The organism is Plebeiibacterium marinum (genome assembly GCF_026013615.1).
GTDB lineage: Bacteria > Bacteroidota > Bacteroidia > Bacteroidales > Marinilabiliaceae > Saccharicrinis > Saccharicrinis marinus_A.
In genome coordinates, this window is the sequence record NZ_JAPDPI010000066.1 from 1 (window position 1) to 21,312 (window position 21,312).

General features: G+C 39.0%; 17 protein-coding genes. 5 read left to right on the forward strand and 12 right to left on the reverse strand.

Annotated features, from left to right (window positions below):
• Positions 1 to 33: 33 nt before the first annotated feature.
• The 4 genes from gcvH to rnr form a co-directional block, all read right to left on the reverse strand.
• The gene (gene gcvH / locus OM074_RS19705) at positions 34 to 411 is read right to left on the reverse strand and encodes a glycine cleavage system protein GcvH (protein ID WP_301202343.1); all 378 of its coding nucleotides are present in this window, start codon (positions 409 to 411) and stop codon (positions 34 to 36) included.
• 106 nt (positions 412 to 517) lie between these two features.
• A complete protein-coding gene (gene metA / locus OM074_RS19710; protein ID WP_301202344.1) occupies positions 518 to 1,435 on the reverse strand; it encodes a homoserine O-acetyltransferase MetA in 918 nt (305 codons plus the stop codon).
• Between the two features lie 65 nt (positions 1,436 to 1,500).
• Positions 1,501 to 2,100, reverse strand: a complete 600-nt coding sequence (locus OM074_RS19715) for a TetR/AcrR family transcriptional regulator (RefSeq protein ID WP_301202345.1) — start codon at positions 2,098 to 2,100, stop codon at positions 1,501 to 1,503.
• Between the two features lie 222 nt (positions 2,101 to 2,322).
• On the reverse strand, positions 2,323 to 4,494 hold the full coding sequence (gene rnr, locus OM074_RS19720) for a ribonuclease R (RefSeq protein ID WP_301202347.1): 2,172 nt from the start codon (positions 4,492 to 4,494) through the stop codon (positions 2,323 to 2,325).
• Between the two features lie 167 nt (positions 4,495 to 4,661).
• Between rnr and OM074_RS19725 the strand changes: the two genes are divergently transcribed.
• Complete coding sequence (locus OM074_RS19725) at positions 4,662 to 5,504, forward strand: toxin-antitoxin system YwqK family antitoxin (RefSeq protein WP_301202348.1); 843 nt, start codon at positions 4,662 to 4,664, stop codon at positions 5,502 to 5,504.
• A gap of 3 nt (positions 5,505 to 5,507) precedes the next feature.
• Here the strand turns inward: OM074_RS19725 and OM074_RS19730 are convergent, their stop codons facing one another.
• The 6 genes from OM074_RS19730 to OM074_RS19755 form a co-directional block, all read right to left on the reverse strand.
• Positions 5,508 to 5,942 (reverse strand): universal stress protein, encoded by a 435-nt coding sequence (locus tag OM074_RS19730; protein WP_301202349.1) that lies wholly within the window; start codon positions 5,940 to 5,942, stop codon positions 5,508 to 5,510.
• Positions 5,943 to 6,074: 132 nt separating this feature from the next.
• Positions 6,075 to 6,272, reverse strand: coding sequence for a Sec-independent protein translocase subunit TatA/TatB (locus OM074_RS19735; RefSeq protein WP_301202350.1), 198 nt, complete (start codon positions 6,270 to 6,272; stop codon positions 6,075 to 6,077).
• 44 nt (positions 6,273 to 6,316) lie between these two features.
• Complete coding sequence (gene rseP, locus OM074_RS19740; RefSeq protein WP_301202351.1) at positions 6,317 to 7,630, reverse strand: RIP metalloprotease RseP; 1,314 nt, start codon at positions 7,628 to 7,630, stop codon at positions 6,317 to 6,319.
• A gap of 165 nt (positions 7,631 to 7,795) precedes the next feature.
• Entirely contained in the window at positions 7,796 to 8,950 is a 1,155-nt protein-coding gene (locus OM074_RS19745; RefSeq protein ID WP_301202352.1) for a 1-deoxy-D-xylulose-5-phosphate reductoisomerase, read from the reverse strand.
• Between the two features lie 18 nt (positions 8,951 to 8,968).
• A complete protein-coding gene (locus OM074_RS19750) occupies positions 8,969 to 9,844 on the reverse strand; it encodes a M23 family metallopeptidase (protein WP_301202353.1) in 876 nt (291 codons plus the stop codon).
• A gap of 105 nt (positions 9,845 to 9,949) precedes the next feature.
• A complete protein-coding gene (locus OM074_RS19755; protein ID WP_301202354.1) occupies positions 9,950 to 12,196 on the reverse strand; it encodes a peptidase U32 family protein in 2,247 nt (748 codons plus the stop codon).
• Between the two features lie 197 nt (positions 12,197 to 12,393).
• Here OM074_RS19755 and OM074_RS19760 point away from each other — a divergent pair, with 197 nt between their 5' ends.
• From OM074_RS19760 to OM074_RS19775, 4 genes are all read left to right on the forward strand, one after another.
• Positions 12,394 to 13,725 carry a TolC family protein gene (locus OM074_RS19760; protein WP_301202355.1) on the forward strand — a complete coding sequence of 444 codons (1,332 nt, stop codon included), beginning with the start codon at positions 12,394 to 12,396 and terminating at the stop codon, positions 13,723 to 13,725.
• Positions 13,726 to 13,816: 91 nt separating this feature from the next.
• Positions 13,817 to 15,139: an efflux RND transporter periplasmic adaptor subunit gene (locus tag OM074_RS19765; protein WP_301202357.1), complete on the forward strand. Its 1,323-nt coding sequence runs from the start codon at positions 13,817 to 13,819 to the stop codon at positions 15,137 to 15,139.
• Positions 15,140 to 15,244: 105 nt separating this feature from the next.
• Complete coding sequence (locus OM074_RS19770) at positions 15,245 to 16,003, forward strand: ABC transporter ATP-binding protein (RefSeq protein ID WP_301202361.1); 759 nt, start codon at positions 15,245 to 15,247, stop codon at positions 16,001 to 16,003.
• Between the two features lie 248 nt (positions 16,004 to 16,251).
• Positions 16,252 to 17,472 carry an ABC transporter permease gene (locus tag OM074_RS19775; RefSeq protein ID WP_301202363.1) on the forward strand — a complete coding sequence of 407 codons (1,221 nt, stop codon included), beginning with the start codon at positions 16,252 to 16,254 and terminating at the stop codon, positions 17,470 to 17,472.
• A 42-nt stretch (positions 17,473 to 17,514) separates the two neighbouring features.
• Here OM074_RS19775 and OM074_RS19780 read toward each other — a convergent pair whose 3' ends face one another.
• Together OM074_RS19780 and OM074_RS19785 are read right to left on the reverse strand one after the other, a co-directional pair.
• Entirely contained in the window at positions 17,515 to 18,438 is a 924-nt protein-coding gene (locus OM074_RS19780; RefSeq protein WP_301202364.1) for a glutaminase, read from the reverse strand.
• A 499-nt stretch (positions 18,439 to 18,937) separates the two neighbouring features.
• The gene (locus tag OM074_RS19785; RefSeq protein ID WP_301202365.1) at positions 18,938 to 21,001 is read right to left on the reverse strand and encodes a sensor histidine kinase; all 2,064 of its coding nucleotides are present in this window, start codon (positions 20,999 to 21,001) and stop codon (positions 18,938 to 18,940) included.
• Positions 21,002 to 21,312 lie beyond the last annotated feature (311 nt).

A 21,312-nucleotide genomic window follows, 5' to 3' on the forward strand; every position in this document is an offset into this window, starting at 1 on the left:
ATCCCAGGCCTTGATGTTATTTATAATATTGAATTAGCTGATGTGCTCTTTATATTGGTCTGCAGTTAATAATTCATCAAACTGAGCAACGTCCTTTGCTTCAATTTTTATCATCCATCCACCTTCATAGGGATCTTTATTTACAAGCTCAGGATTCCCTTCCAGTTCTTCATTAAATTCAACTACTTTACCATCAACCGGCATATATAAATCAGAAACTGTTTTAACCGCTTCAATCGTACCAAAAACCTCTTCCTTCTCTAATTCTTCACCTTCTGTTTCAATTTCAACGAATACGATATCTCCAAGTTCACCTTGAGCAAAATCCGTAATACCAACAGTAGCTTTTTCACCATCGATCAAAACCCACTCATGATCTTTTGTATACTTTAAATTTTCAGGAACATTCATTTTTATCCAATTTTAGTTTGTATATCAAAAGTAAAACAAAAACCCATTAGAAATTATGGTAAAAGTCATTTTTTACTTTTATACACATTGATAATTTATTAAAAGCTCAGTTGATTTCATCAAAATTATAAGGAGTCTCCTGATACACATAATAATTCAACCAGTTGGTAAATAGCAAACTGGCGTGACTTCTCCACCTGACTATTGGATCTGCAGACGTATCATCATCAGGAAAATAGTTTAAAGGAGCAGTAATATCTTCTCCCTTTTCGAGGTCCCGATAATATTCTTCTTTCAATGTAGTAGGATCATATTCGGCATGTCCGGTAACAAATATCAATCGTTTATCAGGAGAAATAACAATGTAAACCCCCGCTTCCTTTGAGTCAGCAAGTGTTCTTAATCCAGGAATTTTATCAATGTCCTTTTGTCGAACCCCGGTATAACGTGAATGAGGAACAAAAAACGTATCATCAAACCCCCGCATTAAAGGTTCCTTTCGATCTTTTACCTGATGCTCAAAAACACCAAATAACTTTTCGCCCAGATGATGTTTTGGCACACCATAATGGTAGTACAACCCGGCCTGTGCTCCCCAACAGATATGCAATGTACTGGTAACGTTTTTACGGCCCCACTCCATAATATCCTTTAGCTCTTCCCAATAAGTCACCTCATCAAACTTCAGATGCTCTACCGGTGCACCTGTAATTATCATCCCATCGTATTTTTTCTTTTTTACTTCCTCAAAAGTTTTATAAAACGTGGTTAAATGTTCTTTGGGAGTAGTTTTGGGAGCGTGACTCCTTGTCATCAACAAGTCGACCTCCACCTGCAAAGGGGTATTGGACAAAACACGCATAATTTGAGCTTCTGTAGTAATCTTTAAAGGCATCAAATTAAAAACCACAATTTTTAAAGGCCTGATATCCTGTTTAACGGCTCTGGTTTCATCCATTACAAAAACATTCTCTGCTTCAAGCACTGAGCGGGCAGGTAATTGATCTGGAATTTTTATGGGCATAGTAAATTATTTTAAACAACAAAGGCCGTAAAATACGGCCTATTTTTTTAAAGAACAATGACATTTTACCGTTTTATAAGACCATAAAACAAAATATCCATAACATTGTTAACCTGCTCTATTACCTGCTCAAACTTATTAGATGAGCTAAACAACGGAACCTCAATCCCTTTCAATGCCAAAGCCAACGCAGAAGCTCCCATAAGAGTATTCTTAATCTGGAAAGTGCTGGTCTCAATTCCCTCTTCAAGAATTTTTTTGAGCATGGCTACTTCTTCTTTTTCACTACTCTCTTTAACCAGCTTAACAAATTCCAGTCCCCCGGCTCTTTCATCTGTTAATGCCTTAAAGTAGTTTTCCATTTCACTAATGGTTTTCATCCTAACAAGAACATACTTGTTCAGCTTCTCCTTAGGCTCAATTTCAGACTCGACTATTTCTTCAAGCCTGTTCAAAAGAGTACCTTGTTCCCAATCAATAACTGCCTGGAATATCTCCTCTTTGTTCTTAAAATAATAATATAAAGAACTCTTTCCTTTGTGTAATTCCTGGGCAATGTCCTCCATAGTAGTCTTTTTATATCCAAATTTAGAAAAAAGACCTTGTGCTGCTTCAAGTATAGAAGCTCTTACACTCTCGTTGTAATTCAGATTTTCGCTTATCATAAGTCTTGGTAGAAAAAATAATATTGTGCTATGATACAAAGCTACGGAAATGTATCCTTAAAAAAAAGCAAAAAGCATGATATATGTCAATATTTTACATTTTAGTCGAATATTCTCTCCCGCAAACCTTTGCTATATGACAATTTATTTACATAAGAATATCTACGTCAATTATTCCACTACTGTAAATCCCTTTCTACACAACCCATACAGAGCCAATTCTTATACTATATCATTCACTAATTCGAAATCGAGCTGCTTCTTAACAAGATTTGCTTTTGCCACAATAACATTCACAATATCACCTAATTGGTATTTCTTTTGGTACTTCCGGCCAATGATACAATAATTATCCTCATCAAAACGATAGAAGTCATCATCCAAATTTCTAATCGACACCATCCCCTCACATTTGTTTTCATCCAGTTCTACATAGAATCCCCACTCTGTAACACCAGAGATAACTCCGGAAAATTGCTTGCCAACATGCTCTTTCATAAATTCTACCTGCTTGAATTTTATAGAGGCCCTTTCTGCTTCGGCTGCCACCAATTCCATTTTTGAACAATGCTTACAGTCCTCTTCAATTTTATTGGCATTTGCAGAACGCCCCCCTTCCAGATAGGACTCAAGCAACCTGTGAACCATCATATCAGGGTACCTTCGGATTGGAGAAGTAAAATGGGAATAATGTTTAAACGCCAATCCATAATGCCCTATATTATTAGATGAATACACTGCTTTAGCCATAGTCCTGATTGCCAAAGTTTCTATGATGTTTTGCTCTTTTTTTCCCTGAACCTGAGTTAGCAACCTGTTTAAAGAAGAACTGATCTTTTCTTCGCCCATAGGCATAGCCTCATAACCAAAACGCCTGACAAAACGTGCAAAATTCTCAAATTTTTCAGGATCCGGATTTTCGTGCACCCTGTATACAAAGGTTTTGGCTTTCCCTCCCTTTCCTTGAGATATTTCCTTTTTCCCGATATATTCAGCCACGCGTTTGTTTGCCAAAAGCATAAACTCCTCAATAAGCTTATGCGCATCTTTTGATTCCTTAAAAAACACACTCAACGGCTTCCCCTTATCGTCAATATCAAACTTAACTTCAACTCTTTCAAAAGAAACTGCTCCATGTGCAAAACGTTGCTTTCTTAATCCTTTTGCTAATCTATCGAGTGTTAAGACATCTTCTTTAAAATCTCCATCTCCTGTTTCTATAATTTCCTGGGCCTCTTCATAGGTAAAGCGCCTATCACTATAAATAATCGTTTTACCATACCATGTATCGTACAAATTAGATTCATCATCTAATTCAAAAACTACTGAAAAGCAGAGTTTTTCTTCTTTAGGGCGTAAGGAACAAATACCGTTACTCAAACGCTCCGGCAACATAGGCACAACCCTATCCACAAGGTATACCGACGTTGCACGATTATAACCTTCCTCATCAATTATAGTTTTGGGCTTTACATAATGAGTTACATCTGCAATATGTACCCCTACCTCCCAGTTTCCATTTTCCAATTTCTGAATTGAAAGGGCATCATCAAAATCCTTAGCATCCACAGGATCTATAGTAAAGGTTGTCACACCCCTGAAGTCACGTCTCCTTTTAATCTCTTCTTTCGAAATCTCTTCCGGTATTTTTTCTGCTGCTTCCGTAACTTTTTCCGGATATTTATAAGGCAGGTCATATTCAGCCAGGATTGCATGGATTTCAGCATTGTTCTCACCTACATCTCCCAATACATCAATAATTTCCCCAAAAGGATTTTTTGTATAATCATGCCAATCTGTAATCCTTCCAACTGCAATCTGACCATTAGTTGCACCATTCAATTTTTCCAATGGGATAAACAGATCTTTAAACATCACTTTTTTATCAGTGACCAAAAAGGCAAAATTCTTTGACATCTCTATGGTACCAACAAAGGTATCACGCTTCCTTTCTATCACTTCAACCACTTCTCCCTCAAGAGAACGTCGGCGTTTTTTTGCAAATATTAATATACGTACACGATCCCCATTAAGAGCATTCTTAAGGTTTTGCTGGCTAACAAAAACATCATCTCCATTTCCATCTGCAGGAACAATATAAGCAGCTCCGGAAGAAGTAGCATCAACAATCCCTTCCATATAAGCTCCCCTCGACAATAACTTGAACTTACCCTTTGACACTTCGGTCAAAAAACCACTCTCCAGTAATTCATACAAAACCTCTACTACAGTTTGCTTAAGAGTTACCTTTCTTAACCCCAGCAAATCAGAAATTTGTTTGTAATTATAAGTCCGTTTTGGATTGTTTGAAAATATACCTTGAACCAAACCGGCAATTTGATTCTTTTTCAAACCCCTACTTCTTTTTTTTGCCTTCTTCTTATTTCCTGACATTGAATATGATTTTACACTTGCAAAGTAGCAAAATTACTTCGTGTTTTTTACCACCTAAACGGAGTTCATTCAAATAAATTAAAAAAAAGAAAAAATCACAGCCAACAATATAACTTTCGTGATAATTATGGGTATAACAGCATTATACAAACAATCACAACATTACAATGCCGTTTTCTTATAAATATCTTATAATTATTTTCTTTTCTCTGTATTCTACCCATGCCTACAGCCATCTTTTCTATCCTGTATATCAGGAAAACCAAACAATAAACTATACCGACAGCAATGGCTTAAAACAAGGTCCCTGGGAATATTACCACGCAACTAAAGAAATAAAAGAAAAGGGGACATACAAAAACAACCTGAAAGACGGTGTATGGACTTGCTATTATGAATCCGGCACAAAAAATTCTGAAATCACATATAAAAATGGGGAGCCAGCTGGTCCAGCAACGTTTTATTATAAAAACGGCAAAATAAGGGAACAAGGGAATTGGCAAATTGACCATTGGGTAGGCAACTACCAATACTTTTACGAAAATGGTCAAATCTCATACAAGTGGAACTATAACCAGGATGGTAAGCGCGAAGGAGCCCAACTATACTTCCATAAAAACGGAGAAAAGATGTATAGCGGCACATGGAACGATGGCAAAACAGAAGGAAAATTGCTGGTTTACAACCAACAAGGAGAACTAACTGAAGAAAAGACCTTTGCAAAGGGCAAAATATGTAAGACCGCAACAATTAAGCCTTCAGCAATTCCAAGTCCTTTAGATTCACTAAACAAATTGCCGGAGCAAGAGGATACCCCAAGACTAAAATTTGAAGGTACAGGCAACCACACTATTATTGGCAGCAACGGTAAAGTTAGCGCAAAAGGTTTTTTTGTAAAAGGTTTACTATTTAATGGGGAAAAATTTAATTATGACAAAACAGACAAATTATCATCCATTACCTATTATAGAAATGGTAAAAAAACAGAAACTAAAAATAAAAACCATTAAAACTTAGTCCACGGGTACTACCAAGGCAGGTATTTTTGTATGTTCTATTAATGATACATCGGTTCTGCCAAAAAATGCTTTATGAAAAAAGCCATGTTTATGGTGACCTACGATCACCAAATCAATATGCAGCTTTTCAATTTCTGCCACAAGCATTTCAATAGTACCACCCTCCAGCATTATACTATCTGCAGACAGGCCTGAAAATGATAAATCATCGGCATATTTTTTCAACTGCTTATGTTCCTCTTTTAATTCCGTTTCGCGCAAATCAGCAATATACTGTGGCCCTACCTCGTATCCAACAAAATCAGGTTCCGGGGCAGAAACATGGATAATCCATACTTTTGCCAAATACAATTGCCCCATCTCTTTAGCAATTCCCAACACTTTATCGGTACCTTCTTTAAAATCTACAGCAACTAAAATATTTTTCATTTTCAATAGATTTAAACCTTAATAAAACCTATTGTATAAGTTACGACAATAAGAAATTTTAGTCAACTCACAGAAACAAAAATGGCTGCAACCCATAAGCTGCAGCCATCTTTTTGTATTCGATCAGAAGGACTATTCTTTGGAATCGTCATCCTTTAATTCTTTGTCAATATCCTTTTTTGCTTTTTTAAATTCTTTCATTCCCTGACCAAGACCTTTCATCAACTCAGGAATCTTTCTTCCTCCAAACAAAAGCACAATAGCCAAAATTATTACAATCCACTCATACCCCCCTAAAAATCCACAAATATAAACAGAATTAAACAACATACCTTTTCGTTTTTATTGATTCAAATATACAAATAATCAGGCGTTTATTTAAAAATCAGCCTAAATATATCATTCCCATTTGCAAATAACAACAAGCTCAACAACAGAACCATCCCAACAACCTGAGCGTATTCTAAAAACTTCTCACTTGGCTTACGTCCTGAAACCATTTCGTATAGCAAGAACAATACATGTCCACCATCAAGCGCAGGAATTGGAAGAATATTCATAAAAGCCAGCACTATTGAAAGAAAGCCTGTCAGCGACCAGAATGATGCCCAGTTCCATGAAGGAGGAAAAAGGTTTCCTATAGCACCAAAACCACCCAATTGCTTCACACCTGCTTTAGTAAATACTAATTTGAATTGCTTAACATACCCAACCAAAGTATTAACTCCTTTGTTAATACCGGCAGGCAACGCTTCCCAAAACCCATATTTAATGGTTGTTATCTTAAAAATATTGGAATCCCATCCTAAACCGATGAGCCCCTTCTTAGATACATTACAACTTAAGGATATATTTTGCTCATTCCTTATTAAATCAATTTCAATACGCTTTCCTGCATTTTTCGTTATTATTCGGGAAGCCATTCGTGCAAAACCAGCATCCTCGCCGTTTATCCTGACAAACTTATCGCCTTTCCTGATTCCAGCTTCTGCTGCATTGTTATTCAACAGAACAGAATCAACCACTGAAGGCACCCTCTCTATAGCCAGGCTCTTAACTTCCTGTTCCAGGTATTTTTGTCCAAAATCTTCGGGGATGGCCAACTTAAATACGGAGTCATTTCTTTTTACCGTAATTTCCTTAGCCCCTTCCAATAAAATAAATGATGAAATATCTGATGCAGTCTCCACTTTAAATGTATCAACCGAAGTAACTACATCCCCATCCTGCAACCCAATTTCGTGGGCTATGGGATGATAAGCCAAACCATAAGTAGCATCTTTCACATCAACATAACCTTCTCCCCACTTGAACAAAATCATCCAAAATATAAAAAAGGCCAACAAGAAATTTACCAATACCCCACCAACCATGATCAGCAAACGTTGATACGCAGGTTTAGACCTGAATTCATAAGGCTTAGGCTCTTCTTTCATGGCTTCTTTATCCATGGATTCATCAATCATCCCTGATATTTTTACATATCCACCAAGGGGAAGCCAGCCCACTCCATATTCTGTTTCTCCTTTTTTAAATTTGAGTAAGGAAAACCACGGATCAAAAAACAAATAAAATTTCTCAACCCTTGTTTTAAATAACTTTGCAAAAAAGAAGTGACCAAACTCATGTAAGATCACCAAAATCGAAAGACTTAAAATTAACTGTCCAGCCTTTATTAATATTTCCATCTATTCTCAGTTCAAAAATTTAAGCTACAAATATATCTTTTTTTTATTCTAACCCTAAAGTTTTCATGTTTAAAAACCCTAAAATGACTGGTTGCACAGCCCATATAATTCACTATATTTCAATTCGATGAATTATTGACCCACAACATCAATTGCACAAACACACTAGCCATTAATAATGGACAAGGCGATCATTCTGGCTTCATTATCAGAGGCCATATAATCATCAAAAGAAGGTTTTTGAACAAAGCTGGCCTTAACCATAGTTTCTTCAATAACATCACTCATTTGAACAAACCCTACTTTATTATTTAAAAAGGCCTCCACCACAATTTCATTGGCTGCATTAATAATACATGGCATATTCCCCCCTTGTTTAAGCGCTTTATAGGCAATTGAAAGATTTTTAAACGAATCCATGTCCGGTTGCTCAAAAGTAAGGTTCGGATACTCCAGAAAGTTAAACCTTGGAAAATCAGCTTCGAACCGTTCGGGGTAAGTAAGTGCATACTGAATCGGCAAACGCATATCGGGCAATCCCATTTGGGCTTTCATTGAGCTGTCGGTAAATTGCACAATACTATGGATAATACTCTGAGGGTGTACAATTACATCGATCTGATCGGCCTCCAGTCCAAAGAGCCATTTCGCTTCAATTACCTCAAGACCTTTATTCATCAAAGTAGCTGAATCGATGGTGATTTTATTGCCCATATCCCAGTTAGGATGGTTGAGGGCCTGTTCCGGGGTAACTCCGGCAAGGAAATCTTTTGATTTTCCCCTAAAGGGGCCTCCTGAGGCTGTAAGGTATATTTTTTCAATGGGATTCTGAAACTCTCCGGCAAGACATTGGAATATGGCGGAATGTTCCGAATCAACCGGTAAGATAGGAACTTTATTTTCGGCGGCAATTGAAGTTATAATATCCCCGGCCACAACCAGGGTTTCTTTATTTGCCAGGGCTATAGGCTTTCCTGCCTTAATGGCATTTATTGTTGGCAACAACCCTGCAAAACCAACCATTGCAGTCAGCACAACATCAACCGTACCCATTTCAACCACCTGGGCAATGGCCTCGCTTCCTGCATAAACTTTAATCGGGAGATCTTCCAGCCCATCCCTAAGGGTTTGATATTTATCTTTATTGGCTATAACAACCACATTGGGCTGGTATTTACGGCATTGCTCAATCAACAGATCGACGCTATTGTTGGCAGTTAATACTTCAACCTCAAATTTATCGGGGTGTTTGGAAATTACATCCAGGGTTTGTGTTCCTATAGATCCTGTTGATCCCAGCACTGCTACCCGTTTCTTCATACTATCCTGGTAAAAATGTTATTCAAATAAAATATATTCCTCCGGATCAACCGCCTGGCCTTGATACCAAAGTTCAAAATGCAAATGCGGCCCGGTTGTAAGCTCTCCTGAATTGCCCACATTGGCAATGGCCTCTCCTGCTTCAATCCGTTCTCCTGATTTTTTTAATAATTTAGAATTGTGTTTATATACTGATATTATATCATTTCCATGCTGAATCATCAAGACGTAGCCTGTTTCCACTGTCCATCCTGAGAATATGACTGTGCCATTTAGAATTGACAACACCGTTTCTCCGGGCTTTGAGACTATATCTACTCCAAAATGATTTTCTCCTTCTACAAACTTCTTAACCACATAGCCTTTTAAGGGAGTGTAAAAATAAGCCTGATTCAATTCGGGGATCCTGTCCTTTACATCAAGTACCGACAAGTTATACTTCTCTTCTTTCTCTACTTTTTCCCTGAACTCCTGGTCTTCTTTGCTGCTCTCGAACGATACATGCTCCACATTTTTACCCGACTTATTATCTGAATCCATATCTTCGTATGCCGGCACCTCTCCCTGAACCACTGCTTTTATCGATTCAAAAAACTCATCCCTCTTTTTAATTTCCTGTATCAAAGAATCTACCCTGTTCACATTGCGAACCATCATAATCCGCTCGTTACCATCCGGGAAACCGGGAATATACTCTCGCAAACCAGTATAGGCTATCAGTAACGATACCAAAACAACCAGCACTACAGCTGATGCTCCCACAACCGTAAACACGTTCAATCGGGATAATCGCATTGCCCACACTTCTTCGTAGGTTTGCTCATTAAATATGGCGAGACGGTACTTGTTGCGAAGTTTTTGTATGAAGTTCTTTTTTTCTTTTGAATTGTCCATAGAATTGTTGTCACTCGTGTTTTTTTGACAAAAGCAAAGTTAAAAAATAAAACCACTTATTCAGAAATACAAAGGAGTTTTGATGATGGATTGGCTTGTCTCACATCAAATACTCCGTTTTCTGGTGTATTGCAGATTGGCTGTTGGCCCCAGTACCTTTTCTATCTTTTCCGTTGCACCAACATCTCCTGACAACAATAATTCAAAAAGCAAAATGATTTCTCTTTTTAACGCAGCAGGTTTTGTTTGTGTACCTACATCGCTCAGGTCAATAAAATATTCATCAAATTTCCCCCGAAAATCCTGTATTACTTCCAGATTTAAATGATTTATGGATTCATAGAGCCTGTGGTAATTACCTTTTGATTTTTCTGCAACAAAAGATGCTTTTCTTGTATTGGTAATCATTTGTAATTGCTCGCAATGTGATATACAGTGTTGATCCAGGGATTTTTTTTCACATCCGCCTATCTGTTGAAACAGACATTGCCGGGTAGTCATTAGCTGAATTGGATTATATATACTGTAAAACAACTTAAACCCTTCCGGCTTTTTAAGGTTTATAATGGCTTGCTTATTTATTTCACCTGACACAAAGGCGCCCATGCAATTGAAGCTTTCATAAAGGGATTGCAATGCATACGAATTAGTCATGTTTAAAAACGGACCGGCGATCCATTTTATTTTCCGTTCAAAAGCTTCATAGGCAATTCCTGTATTATCGGAAACCAGGGTATGCGGTTTTATTTTATCAATAAAATCCCTTGCCAGGGTATAATCCTCCCCAATAATTACTGATGGGAACCAGGGAATAAGGTTCCTGTTTTCGGTAAAAAGGCGTACATACTCCGAAAAATATGTTTTTAAAGAAGATGGTAACTTAAAATAAAGATTTGATTTATTATTATAGGAAGGCACATCTTCAATGGAAGAAACAACAACTGAAAGTCCTGCATTTTTAACTTCCGCAGCAGTGTTTTTTATTTGCGGGGGGGTTATTGGGGATACCTTTTTAATATAACCGGGAAGCTCTTGCTTCAAACGGTTTCTTAATAAGGTCAACTCTTTATAAGGAAGATAAACTTTGCCTTCCAGTTCTGTTAAATCAATATTTCTGATAACATAGTCTGTATCATCAATGGTTTTGACCCTTTTTATGATCATACCATAACTTAACGCTTCAGAACCCTTGTTGCCCAGGGCGATCTTTGATTCTATTTTAATGAGTTTATCGGGAATGCCGGCTATTATTCTTAATGGCGCACCTTCTTTTCCCTGAAATTTAATATCCAGGGGAATTTGCGCCATGCTTAAAATATCAATTTTGTTTTTAGCCTCATCTTTTATCTGCTCCTTTTCTTCATAAAGCCGTTTTTCTGCAAGTTCTGTAATTTCAGAGACTGCGTTATTGTTTTGCTCCTTAATCCTCTTTACCGAATGGTCTCTCGGGTTATCAATAAACATATCTTTTGAAATATGATTGGTAAGATACCCGTTACTGAGATCCCGGTTAAAAACCTTATATAAAACATCCTTGTTTTGGGGAATATTATGCATCCCTGATAAATATTGGATTTGCTTTTTATAGGTGTTCACAACAGGATATATATAATCGTATTTTTTTATGCGACCTTCTATTTTCAGTGAATAAACCCCTGCATCCATAAGTTCTTTGATATGATCAAAGGCACAATTGTCTTTTAAATTTAAAGGATAATCAAAGCCAACCGGTGTTGTTAAATATTTATCGCGACATGGCTGACTGCATTTGCCCCTGTTACCGGAATTCCCCCTTGTTACCGAACTCATATAGCATATCCCTGAAAAACAAATACAGTTGGAACCATGTATAAAAACCTCTGTTTGCATTTTATGGTTTTGGGCTGCCCTGGTGAGTTCTATAATTTCATCCAGATTTAACTCCCTGCAAAGGTTTGCCCTTTCTACATTAAAAAGGTTCAGGAATTTTATCTGACCCACATTGTGAGTAGTCATTTGTGTTGAAGCATGGATGGGTAGCGACCTGAACCATTTTGAAATAATATACATCAACCCTATATCCTGAACAATGATCCCGTCAAGGTTAATGTTTACCAGCTTATTAAGCAGACTGATTAAGGCAGGGATTTCATTTTCTAAGATTATGATATTAAGGGTTAGAAAAACTTCACAATCATTTTTATGAGCAACCCTGATTACCGCTTTCAATTCTTCAAAACTAATATTCGAAGCCCTGTTTCGGGCATTAAACTGTGCCAGTCCGCAATATATTGCATCAGCACCTCCTGCAATGGCTGCTTTTATACTGTCGATATCTCCTCCGGGAGCAAGCAATTCAATTTGTTTTTCCACAAGGGCAAAGATAGGTTTTCCGCAGGGTGTCAGCAATTTTCTGTAACAAAAGGATTAATTGCATATTCTTATCCATATCATTCGTCGGTTAAAAAGGGCCATACTTCTATAAAATCGGGTTCAATGTCTAGTTGAATTGCCGGATGCAACAATTTGTTGAAACTTTGTTGTGTAAATCAATAATAAACATGCGAAAAATGAAGTTGGTAGTAAAAATATATGCCGTAGTGGTTATGCTTTTGGTTATGGGGGCAAAACCTGCAAAGTCGCAAGAAAAATCATTGTCGCTTAATGAATGTATCCAGTATGCATTAGAGAATAGCACTACGATGGGAAGAGCCGGCAACACTGTAGTAAGCCAGAAATCAGCTTTGGAGCAGAAAAAGGCGCAGCGGGGCCCGGATTTGTCATTATCGGCCAACGAAAGCTTAAGCTCAGGCAACTCCTATAGCAATACAGAGGACAAATGGAACAGGGAAACCAGCTCGAACATGAATGTTTCGTTAAGTTCAAATATAACTTTGTACAATGGAGCCAGAATCAAAAATGCGATCCTTCAGGGCGAGATAAACGTATCGGCAGCAGAAACCGACATCAAAACTAAGGAAGAATTGTTGAGCCTGGATGTTCTTTCGGCATTTATCTCTGTTCTTCAGGCAAAGGAGCAGGTAAAAAACAGCCAGTCGCAACTCAACGCTACCGAAAAACTTTTGGAAGAGGCAAGCATCAAACGCGAGGCGGGTGTAATGTCGCCGGCCGACTATTTAAATACCCGGTCGCAGTTTGCATCCGACAAAGCTTCTTTGGTAAATTCTGAAAGCAGCTTAAGGCTTGCTTTAGTGGGCTTAATGCAAACCATGAACATGCCTGTTAGCAATTCGTTTGACATAGTACAGCCCGATACGGAAACTTTATTGAAATTGAATACAGAAACTGATGCTGGAATTGTTTATAATGTGGCCTTAGGGATTCAACCCGGTGTAAAAACAGCCCGGCTGGAGTTGGAAAGTGCCGAATACGACATCCAACTGGCAAAAGGGAATTACCTTCCCAAGCTATCATTGAATGGTGGCTTGCAAACCAATTACAGTAGCGTTTCTGATATAAACTGGGGCGACCAGCTTACCAATCAGGTAACGCCTGCTCTTGGATTGTCTCTCTCTATTCCTATTTATCAGCGGAAAGAAGTAAAAAACAATGTAAAACAGGCTGCAGTTGCAAGGGATAATTACGAATATGCTTTAACAGATATAAAAAACGACTTGCGAAAATCGATAGAACAAGCTTGCCTTGATGTGCAAATAGCACAAAGCTCTTACCAGTCGTATGAAGAGCAATATCTGGCCGAGCAGGAATCATATAAACTGGCGCAGGAAATGTTTGAACAGGGGATGTTGAGTTCGGTGGATTTTAATACATCAAAAAACAACCTCTCTGCAGCCGAAAACAATTTTACCGGGGCAAAATACGATCTGATCCTTCAAAACGAAATTGTGGAATATTATTTAGGCAACAAGATTGAGCTTTAATCCGGATTATAATAACAAGAAACCTAATAGAAAAGAGAACAACCCCAATATGACAGGGCGCCGTCTCTTTCAATATAAAATGCAAAAAGCAATGAAACGTAAAAAGATAATTATTTATGCAGCTGTTTCAAGTATAGTTTTAGCAGCACTTTTAGCATACTCTTTTACAAGCAGCAGTAAATCGGGATATGTTTTTGAAACAACAAGGGTAGAGCGCGGATCGGTAAGCAACACCATTACTGCAACCGGCACCCTGGAAGCTACAAATACCGTAGTGGTAGGAACACAGGTATCTGGTGTGATAGAAAAACTGTATGTGGATTTTAATTCGGTAGTGAGCAAAGGACAGCTAATTGCAGAGCTGGACAGGTCGACTCTGAAATCGACACTGGAAAACGCTGAAGCCGATTTTGACAAAGCACAGGCCGAATATGATTATCAGCGTAAAAACCTGGAGCGCATGAAAATGCTGTACAACAAGAATGTTCTGTCGCAAAGCGATTTTGACCAGGCCGAATACAGTTACAAACTAAGCAGGGCCGCATTAAAGTCGTCTAGTGCAAATGTTGACAAAGCGGAGAGGAATTTAGGCTATGCCTCAATCTATGCCCCTATTGACGGCGTGGTTTTAAACAGAGCTGTTGAAGAAGGCCAGACCGTTGCTGCCAGTATGAATACTCCCGAACTTTTTACCATTACCAACGACTTGAGCATTATGCAGGTTGAAGCAGATGTTGATGAAGCCGATATAGGCCTGGTTCAGGATGGCCAGGATGTAGACTTTACCGTGGATGCTTTTCCTGATGATACTTTTTCGGGTAAGATATCCGAAATCAGGCTACAGCCAAACGAATCATCAAATGTAATTACTTATACAGTAATTGTAACTGTAGAAAATCCTGATAAGAAACTGAAACCCGGTATGACAGCAAGCATTACTGCATATGTTGAGCAGGCAAATAATGTATTGCTGGTGACCGGAAAGGCGATACGCTTTAAGCCGGAAAGGGAAATGATGATGGCATATTTTGAATCCTTGCCCGAAGATCAAAAGCCCATGCCGCCGGGGGGTGCTCCGGGAACAGAAGGCAACGGCATGGGTGCCCCAGGTGAAAATGCACCGGAAAACCCAATGCAGGGACCAGCTCCGGGAGAAATGGAAGATAACAATAACTCAAAAACTTTATGGATAAAAGAGGGGAATATGATCAAACCCATCCATGTTGAAACCGGGATAAATGATGGAACTAAAGTAGAAATCATATCAGGCTTATCCCAGGGCGACGAAATAGTTATTTCCATGTCGCAGGGCAAAGTCGACAAAACCACTTCAGAGGAGACCAGCGATGACGACGAACAATCGAGTCCCTTTATGCCCACGCCCCCAAAAGGCAAGGGAGGGCCTCCCAGGTAAACACGCATTACAAGCTGTAAAGAAACCAAATATCAAAGGGATGGATATGACGAGCATAGAGGCTGATTATAACCATATCAAAATGCTCCATTAAAAACAAAAGCAATGAGCAACAACAATAAAATCATAGAAATTAAACAACTTCATAAAAACTATGAAGTTGGTGACGAAACCGTAAGGGCATTGCAAGGAATAGATTTAACCATTAACAAAGGTGAGTTTGTTGCTATTATGGGGACCAGTGGTTCCGGCAAATCTACCTTGTTAAACATATTGGGTTGTTTAGACAGGGCTTCGGAGGGCGATTATTGGCTGGATGGAAGTAACGTAAAAAAATTAAAGAAAAACCAATTGGCAGAGATCAGGAGTGCAAAGCTCGGTTTTGTATTCCAATCGTATAACTTATTGCCTCGTACAACTGCACTCGAAAATGTAGAACTCCCATTACTGTACAACCCATCTGTAAGCAGCAAGCTCCGGCGCGAAAAAGCAGAAGCCGCATTGGTGGCGGTGGGTTTAAAAGACAGGATGAAACACTTGTCGAACCAAATGTCGGGGGGACAGCAGCAACGTGTGGCCATTGCCCGTTCTATTGTTAACGACCCGGTAATTATCCTGGCCGACGAGGCAACCGGAAACCTGGATACCAGAACATCCTTTGAAATCATGGCCTTGTTTCAGGACCTGAACGAAAAAGGCATTACCATAGGATTTGTAACTCATGAATCCGACATAGCGCGCTTTACCAAAAGAAATATTGTTTTTAGGGACGGGCGTATCATAAAAGATATTGAAACAGAAAACAGGGCCCGGGCCATTGAGGCAATCCGTGAGCTCAAAAACGAAGATTATTTACTGAACTAGTTGGGTTTCGCATGGTGGGAACGGTTCTTTAGCCCAAAGCTATTTACAATAAGAACCGTTCCTCTTTTAAATTTATTGAGAGATAAGTAGTCTCAGCAAGAAAACTCCTGTTTTATAGAGACCCCCATCGCTCACCCCTCGTCCTCCCGAATACAAGTTCGGGACAGGCTCTAAAGGGGAAGCCTCTCGCACTGTGTGGGTTGGAATAAAATCGAGTTTTTGCAAGCACTAAGTATAAAAACGAAAGAATGAAACTGATAAACTTATTTAAAATAGCCATAGCAGCAATTAAACGCAACAAGATGCGGTCGTTCCTTACCATGTTGGGGATCGTAATTGGCGTAGGAGCTGTAATAACCATGTTGGCCATTGGGCAAGGATCAAACGAAAGTATCAAATCAAGTATCAGCTCCATGGGAACCAACCTGATAAACGTGATGCCGGCAAGTATGAACCGGGGAGGTGTACAGCAAGGGAGAACAGCCTCCCAGTCTCTGGAAGAAAAAGACGTATATTATTTACAAAAGAATTGTACTCTTATTGATGCGGTTTCGCCGGAAATGAGAAGCTCCGGCCAGGTGGTATTTGGTTCAAAAAACTGGCCTACCGATGTAGGGGGAGGAAATGAAGACTATGCTGTAATTAAAAAATATGAAATTGCCACGGGCAGGTTTTATACACACCAGGAAATAAAAAGTGCGGCTAAGGTATGTGTACTGGGTCAAACCATCGTGAAAAACGTTTTTGGTGAAGATGCCGATCCCATAGGACAATCGATCCGTTTTAACAACATACCCTTTAAGGTGATAGGAACCTTTAAGGAAAAAGGGAACAATACTTTTGGTCAGGATCAGGACGATATGATATTGATGCCATATTCAACCATTATGAAACGGATTACAAGAGAAACCCATTTGCGTTCCATTGTAATATCGGCTAAATATGAAGATAAGATTACAGAAACAAGTACCGAAATTGAGGAGTTGTTGCGCCAGTCGCACAAGCTTAAAGAAGCTGAGGACAATGATTTTGACATCCGAACCCAGGAAGAACTTATCAGTAATTTCAGTTCCATTTCGCAAATGCTGCTTGTTTTATTGGGATCCATATCTGCTATTTCGCTGGTTGTTGGCGGCATAGGCATTATGAATATCATGTATGTTTCGGTAACTGAGCGAACCCGCGAAATTGGTTTGCGCCTGGCCATTGGCGGAAAGGGAAAGGACATTTTAATGCAGTTTTTACTGGAAGCCATACTGCTGAGCGTGATTGGCGGGTTAATAGGCGTTTTGCTCGGCTATATTGTATCCAATACCATTGAAGGCATCATGAACTGGCCTATTTTGATTACTACCGATTCCGTATTGCTGTCGTTTATCGTGTGTACTTTCATTGGCGTTTTCTTTGGCTGGTATCCGGCACGAAAAGCATCGGCACTGGATCCGATTGTAGCCTTGAGGCACGAATAGCTATTTAATTTTCATTCATAACGTACCACAAAATTACCCGGGTTAAAAAATAGATTCCCGGGTATTTGTGGTAAAACTTTCCAAAAACCTAACGCCCCGGTAGGAGTTTCCCCTGGCGTTTAACCTGGGGCTCCAGACTGCAATGGAATATTTGCCGGGATGAACGGCTATAATCCCGCCTCCTACCCCGCTTTTCCCGGGCAAACCTACTTTAAAGGCAAATTCGCCCGATTCATCGTAAAACCCACAAGTTTGCATCAGGGCATTAATACGCTTACACTGACTATGGTTTAATACTTCTTTTCCATCAAATAATTTACTGCCGTGGTTGGCCAAAAACAAAAAAGTATGTGAAAGCTCACGGCATGTCATTTCAAGTGAACAGAGGTTAAAATAAAAATCCAGCACTTCTTCAGGACTGTTTTTAATATTACCTAGCGATTTAATGTAATTGCACAGCCCTATATTGAGGTAGCCAACCGATTTTTCCGACTCCGCAATCTTGCTGCAATAATCAAGCTGTGGGTTTTGAGCAATATCCCTCACAAAATCCAAAAATTCTTTTTTAGGATTCTTCAGATTACAAATAAGTATATCGCAAACCACAATAGCGCCGGAGTTGATAAACGGATTACGTGGAATTCCGTTGTCGCTCTCTAACTGCACCAGCGAATTAAAAGGCGTTCCGGACGGCTCAACCCCTACCCTTTGCCATATTTGTTCGCCCAATGCTTTATACGCCAATGTCACTGCAAGCGCCTTGGCAATACTTTGAATCGAGAACTTTTGGTTCCAGTCGCCAACCCCATATTCAAATCCATTGACCGAAGATATGTAAACACCAAAATATTCCGGATTTACTTTGGCCAGTTCCGGAATGTATGCTGCCAGCTTTCCATTATCGGGTATGGATGCCACCTTATGGAACACCGAACTGATTACTTTTTTTACCCCATTGTTTGTCATGACGCAAAATAGATTTAATGTGTAGATTTTTGATATAAAATAAATTGTAGCGCATATCATTTACAATGATGGAGGTCATAGGCAAGGGGAATTTTACACCTTATGGCCTTGGACACGAAAAGCGGAGGGTTTGCATCTTTAAGCGGAGGGTTTTCGGGGCTCAGCGGAGGATTTCTGTTATATAGCGGCGGCCATTTTTCTGTAGCGGAGGTTTTTTATACCTAAGCGGAGGTTTTTCACTCTGGCAAGTCCTCCGCTGCAGGTTTAGGTTCCTCCGCTATGGCATTATGAACCTCCACTACAGTATTTTCTTCTCCGCTATGCTGTATATATTTCCCGCTTCGGTACCATATGCCTCCGCTTTATATACGTACCTGATAACTTTTAAAAATTATGCCTGGATTCGATATGACCTTTCCGGGATAGATTATTAGATTACCCGCCAATTGATCAATAACCTCAAAAAGCAATTAATGTACGATATTTTAAAATAGTAAAACTACAAAGGAATGGTAAACCAGAAGGTTACCCCTTTGTTTTTGCCCGATTCAACATCAATGGAACCTCCGTGGGCATCAACGGCCAGTTTACAAAAGGTTAGGCCAATACCTGAAGAATAAGAAAGATCCTTTAGCTCATCCGAATTGGAGTCGTACTGGTTAAACACCCTGTTAATCTTGTCCGGGGCAATAGAATTGCCCGAGTTATAAATAGATATCTTAATATAATCTCCCGATTCATCAGAAACCATTTCGGCATCCACTTTCAAAGTAATATTCTTGCCCCCGTATTTTACCGCATTTGAAAAAATATTGGTAAACAACCTGTAGATGGCATGTTTATCAATGCTCATATCAATATCGGCAGGCACCTGGTTTATAAAATCAATTTTATTGCCGGTAATAATAAAATAAACGTTCTCGTAAGCATAGTTGACCAGTTTATGAAGGTTGGTTTCGGTTTTATTTGTTTTAAACTCGGTTGATTCATAGCGGTCAACATCCAGTATGTTCTGGATCAGGTTCTCCATTTCCCATCCTGAGTTTAAAATATATTTGCTATACTCGTTATTATCGGCACTGAGCTCAGCAAATCCAACAATACTATTCAGGGGAGCTTTCAGGTCGTGAATCATCATATTGGTCATGTTCTGCTTAAAGTTCACAAGCCTTACCAACTCTTTATTGTTCTCCTTTAAGGCCTTGGCATTATGTTCAAGCTCATGCTTTTGAGATTCTATTTCTTTGGTACGGCTCCTTACAATATCTTCGAGATTATGGGCATATTCACTCAATTTATCCGAAAGTTTTTCGGCTCTTAAATAAGCTGATGAACTTTTTCTGGCCAACACATAGGCTTGCGAAAATGTAGCTACAAATAAACCCAGCGGCATCAGGTTAACGCTGTTAATTATTTTTGCGTAATAAAGCGCATCATGAAGCGACAGTAAAAAATAAACGAAAAATCCCACAAACATAGGCTTGGCAAACTCCCGGCCACGCAGCATAGCAATAAAAATTACTGCAAGCAGATAAACCGCCAGAATGCCAAACGGAAACAAGGATATGATGGGCAAATAGGAAAATGCTGTTGGCGAAAGCGAAAGTATCAGAACAACAAAGCCAATACTGGTTATGGTTGTTGCCTTAACCACCTGTTTTGAGAGTTCTTTTGGGAACAGTTCGCGCAAAAACAGCGCTGTAAATACCGGTATGCCAAAAAACGAGATGTATTCTGTTTTTAAGGACACGTACCACCCTAAAAACGAAAATGTATCCAAAAATATTTTCTCACCAATATAGCCCAGCCGTAAAAACATGATCAGGCACAGCATACTGAAGTACAAGGTTGATTTATCCCTTCTACGAAAAGCATATAACACCAAATGGTAAATAAAAAGGATAAACAGGGAGCCTACTATAAAAAGCTCAATGCCCACTTGCTTGGTTTTTTGTAAAGCAATGGCCCTTGAGCTCCCAAAATGTATTAAGCCCGTTAACCCGCCTTTACGGTTTTGGAAATTGGAAACCTGTATCAGTACATCAATCGTTTTTGTTGCTGCATAAAAATAGTATTCCATCTGGTAGCGCGAGGGCTTCATGGTTTCGGCCGATTTGCCCACAACCCCGGAGCCTCCCATGTCGGTACCGTTGATAAAGATTTTGTATGATGATTTTATATCGTTTGCTTTAATGGCATACATCCCGGGTTTGGGGACTCTGATTTTAAATGCAAATGTTCCATAACCATGCCCAACGGACAGTTTGGAATCACCCAGAAAATGGTTCCACTTTTTTGATATGATGGAATAACCCGTAGGTGTAAGGGCTTCAAAAGCAGAATCTGCAGGATTAAGCAGGGTATCCTTATAAAAATATGCCCCTCCGGACAATGCAACTACATTATTCTTATCAAAATTAAAATCAGAAAGATCATATACGGCAGATGGGGAGTCTTTTTTTCTAACGCTGTTAACTATCGAAAATTCCAGATAATAAAACAGCATTGATCCAAATAAAACAATAACAGCAACCCACAATATGGCGAATGTGTTTCTGATCATTTATAATATCCCTATATAATTGCGCCTTATTTTTAGTATAAATGTGGTTCTAACACAACATCACATCCGCTTTTTTTTGAATAAAAGCATTCAAATATAAATACTTTATGTTTAAAAACACATTTTATATTAAGGAAAGTTATTATAGGTCATTTTCAGCTGAGAAAGGATGGGTTTTTGTATTTTTTTAAAAAAACACTAGTGTCCGACTAAAATATTATTCTTCAGACTTACATTACTTTTGTCTCAAGCCGACGGGCTTTTACTTTCTTCCTTCAGCTGAAGAAAGTAAACAAAGAAAGCCGCCGCTG

Coding starts and splice junctions, on each gene's coding strand:
- OM074_RS19735 (WP_301202350.1), bottom strand. CDS start 6,272: ATGTTGTTTAATTCTGTTTATATTTGTGGATTTTTAGGGGGGTATGAG.
- rnr (WP_301202347.1), bottom strand. CDS start 4,494: ATGTCAGGAAATAAGAAGAAGGCAAAAAAAAGAAGTAGGGGTTTGAAA.
- rseP (WP_301202351.1), bottom strand. CDS start 7,630: ATGGAAATATTAATAAAGGCTGGACAGTTAATTTTAAGTCTTTCGATT.
- OM074_RS19765 (WP_301202357.1), top strand. CDS start 13,817: ATGAAACGTAAAAAGATAATTATTTATGCAGCTGTTTCAAGTATAGTT.
- OM074_RS19715 (WP_301202345.1), bottom strand. CDS start 2,100: ATGATAAGCGAAAATCTGAATTACAACGAGAGTGTAAGAGCTTCTATA.
- OM074_RS19745 (WP_301202352.1), bottom strand. CDS start 8,950: ATGAAGAAACGGGTAGCAGTGCTGGGATCAACAGGATCTATAGGAACA.
- OM074_RS19775 (WP_301202363.1), top strand. CDS start 16,252: ATGAAACTGATAAACTTATTTAAAATAGCCATAGCAGCAATTAAACGC.
- OM074_RS19770 (WP_301202361.1), top strand. CDS start 15,245: ATGAGCAACAACAATAAAATCATAGAAATTAAACAACTTCATAAAAAC.
- OM074_RS19730 (WP_301202349.1), bottom strand. CDS start 5,942: ATGAAAAATATTTTAGTTGCTGTAGATTTTAAAGAAGGTACCGATAAA.
- OM074_RS19780 (WP_301202364.1), bottom strand. CDS start 18,438: ATGACAAACAATGGGGTAAAAAAAGTAATCAGTTCGGTGTTCCATAAG.
- OM074_RS19750 (WP_301202353.1), bottom strand. CDS start 9,844: ATGGACAATTCAAAAGAAAAAAAGAACTTCATACAAAAACTTCGCAAC.
- metA (WP_301202344.1), bottom strand. CDS start 1,435: ATGCCCATAAAAATTCCAGATCAATTACCTGCCCGCTCAGTGCTTGAA.
- gcvH (WP_301202343.1), bottom strand. CDS start 411: ATGAATGTTCCTGAAAATTTAAAGTATACAAAAGATCATGAGTGGGTT.
- OM074_RS19760 (WP_301202355.1), top strand. CDS start 12,394: ATGAAGTTGGTAGTAAAAATATATGCCGTAGTGGTTATGCTTTTGGTT.
- OM074_RS19725 (WP_301202348.1), top strand. CDS start 4,662: ATGCCGTTTTCTTATAAATATCTTATAATTATTTTCTTTTCTCTGTAT.
- OM074_RS19785 (WP_301202365.1), bottom strand. CDS start 21,001: ATGATCAGAAACACATTCGCCATATTGTGGGTTGCTGTTATTGTTTTA.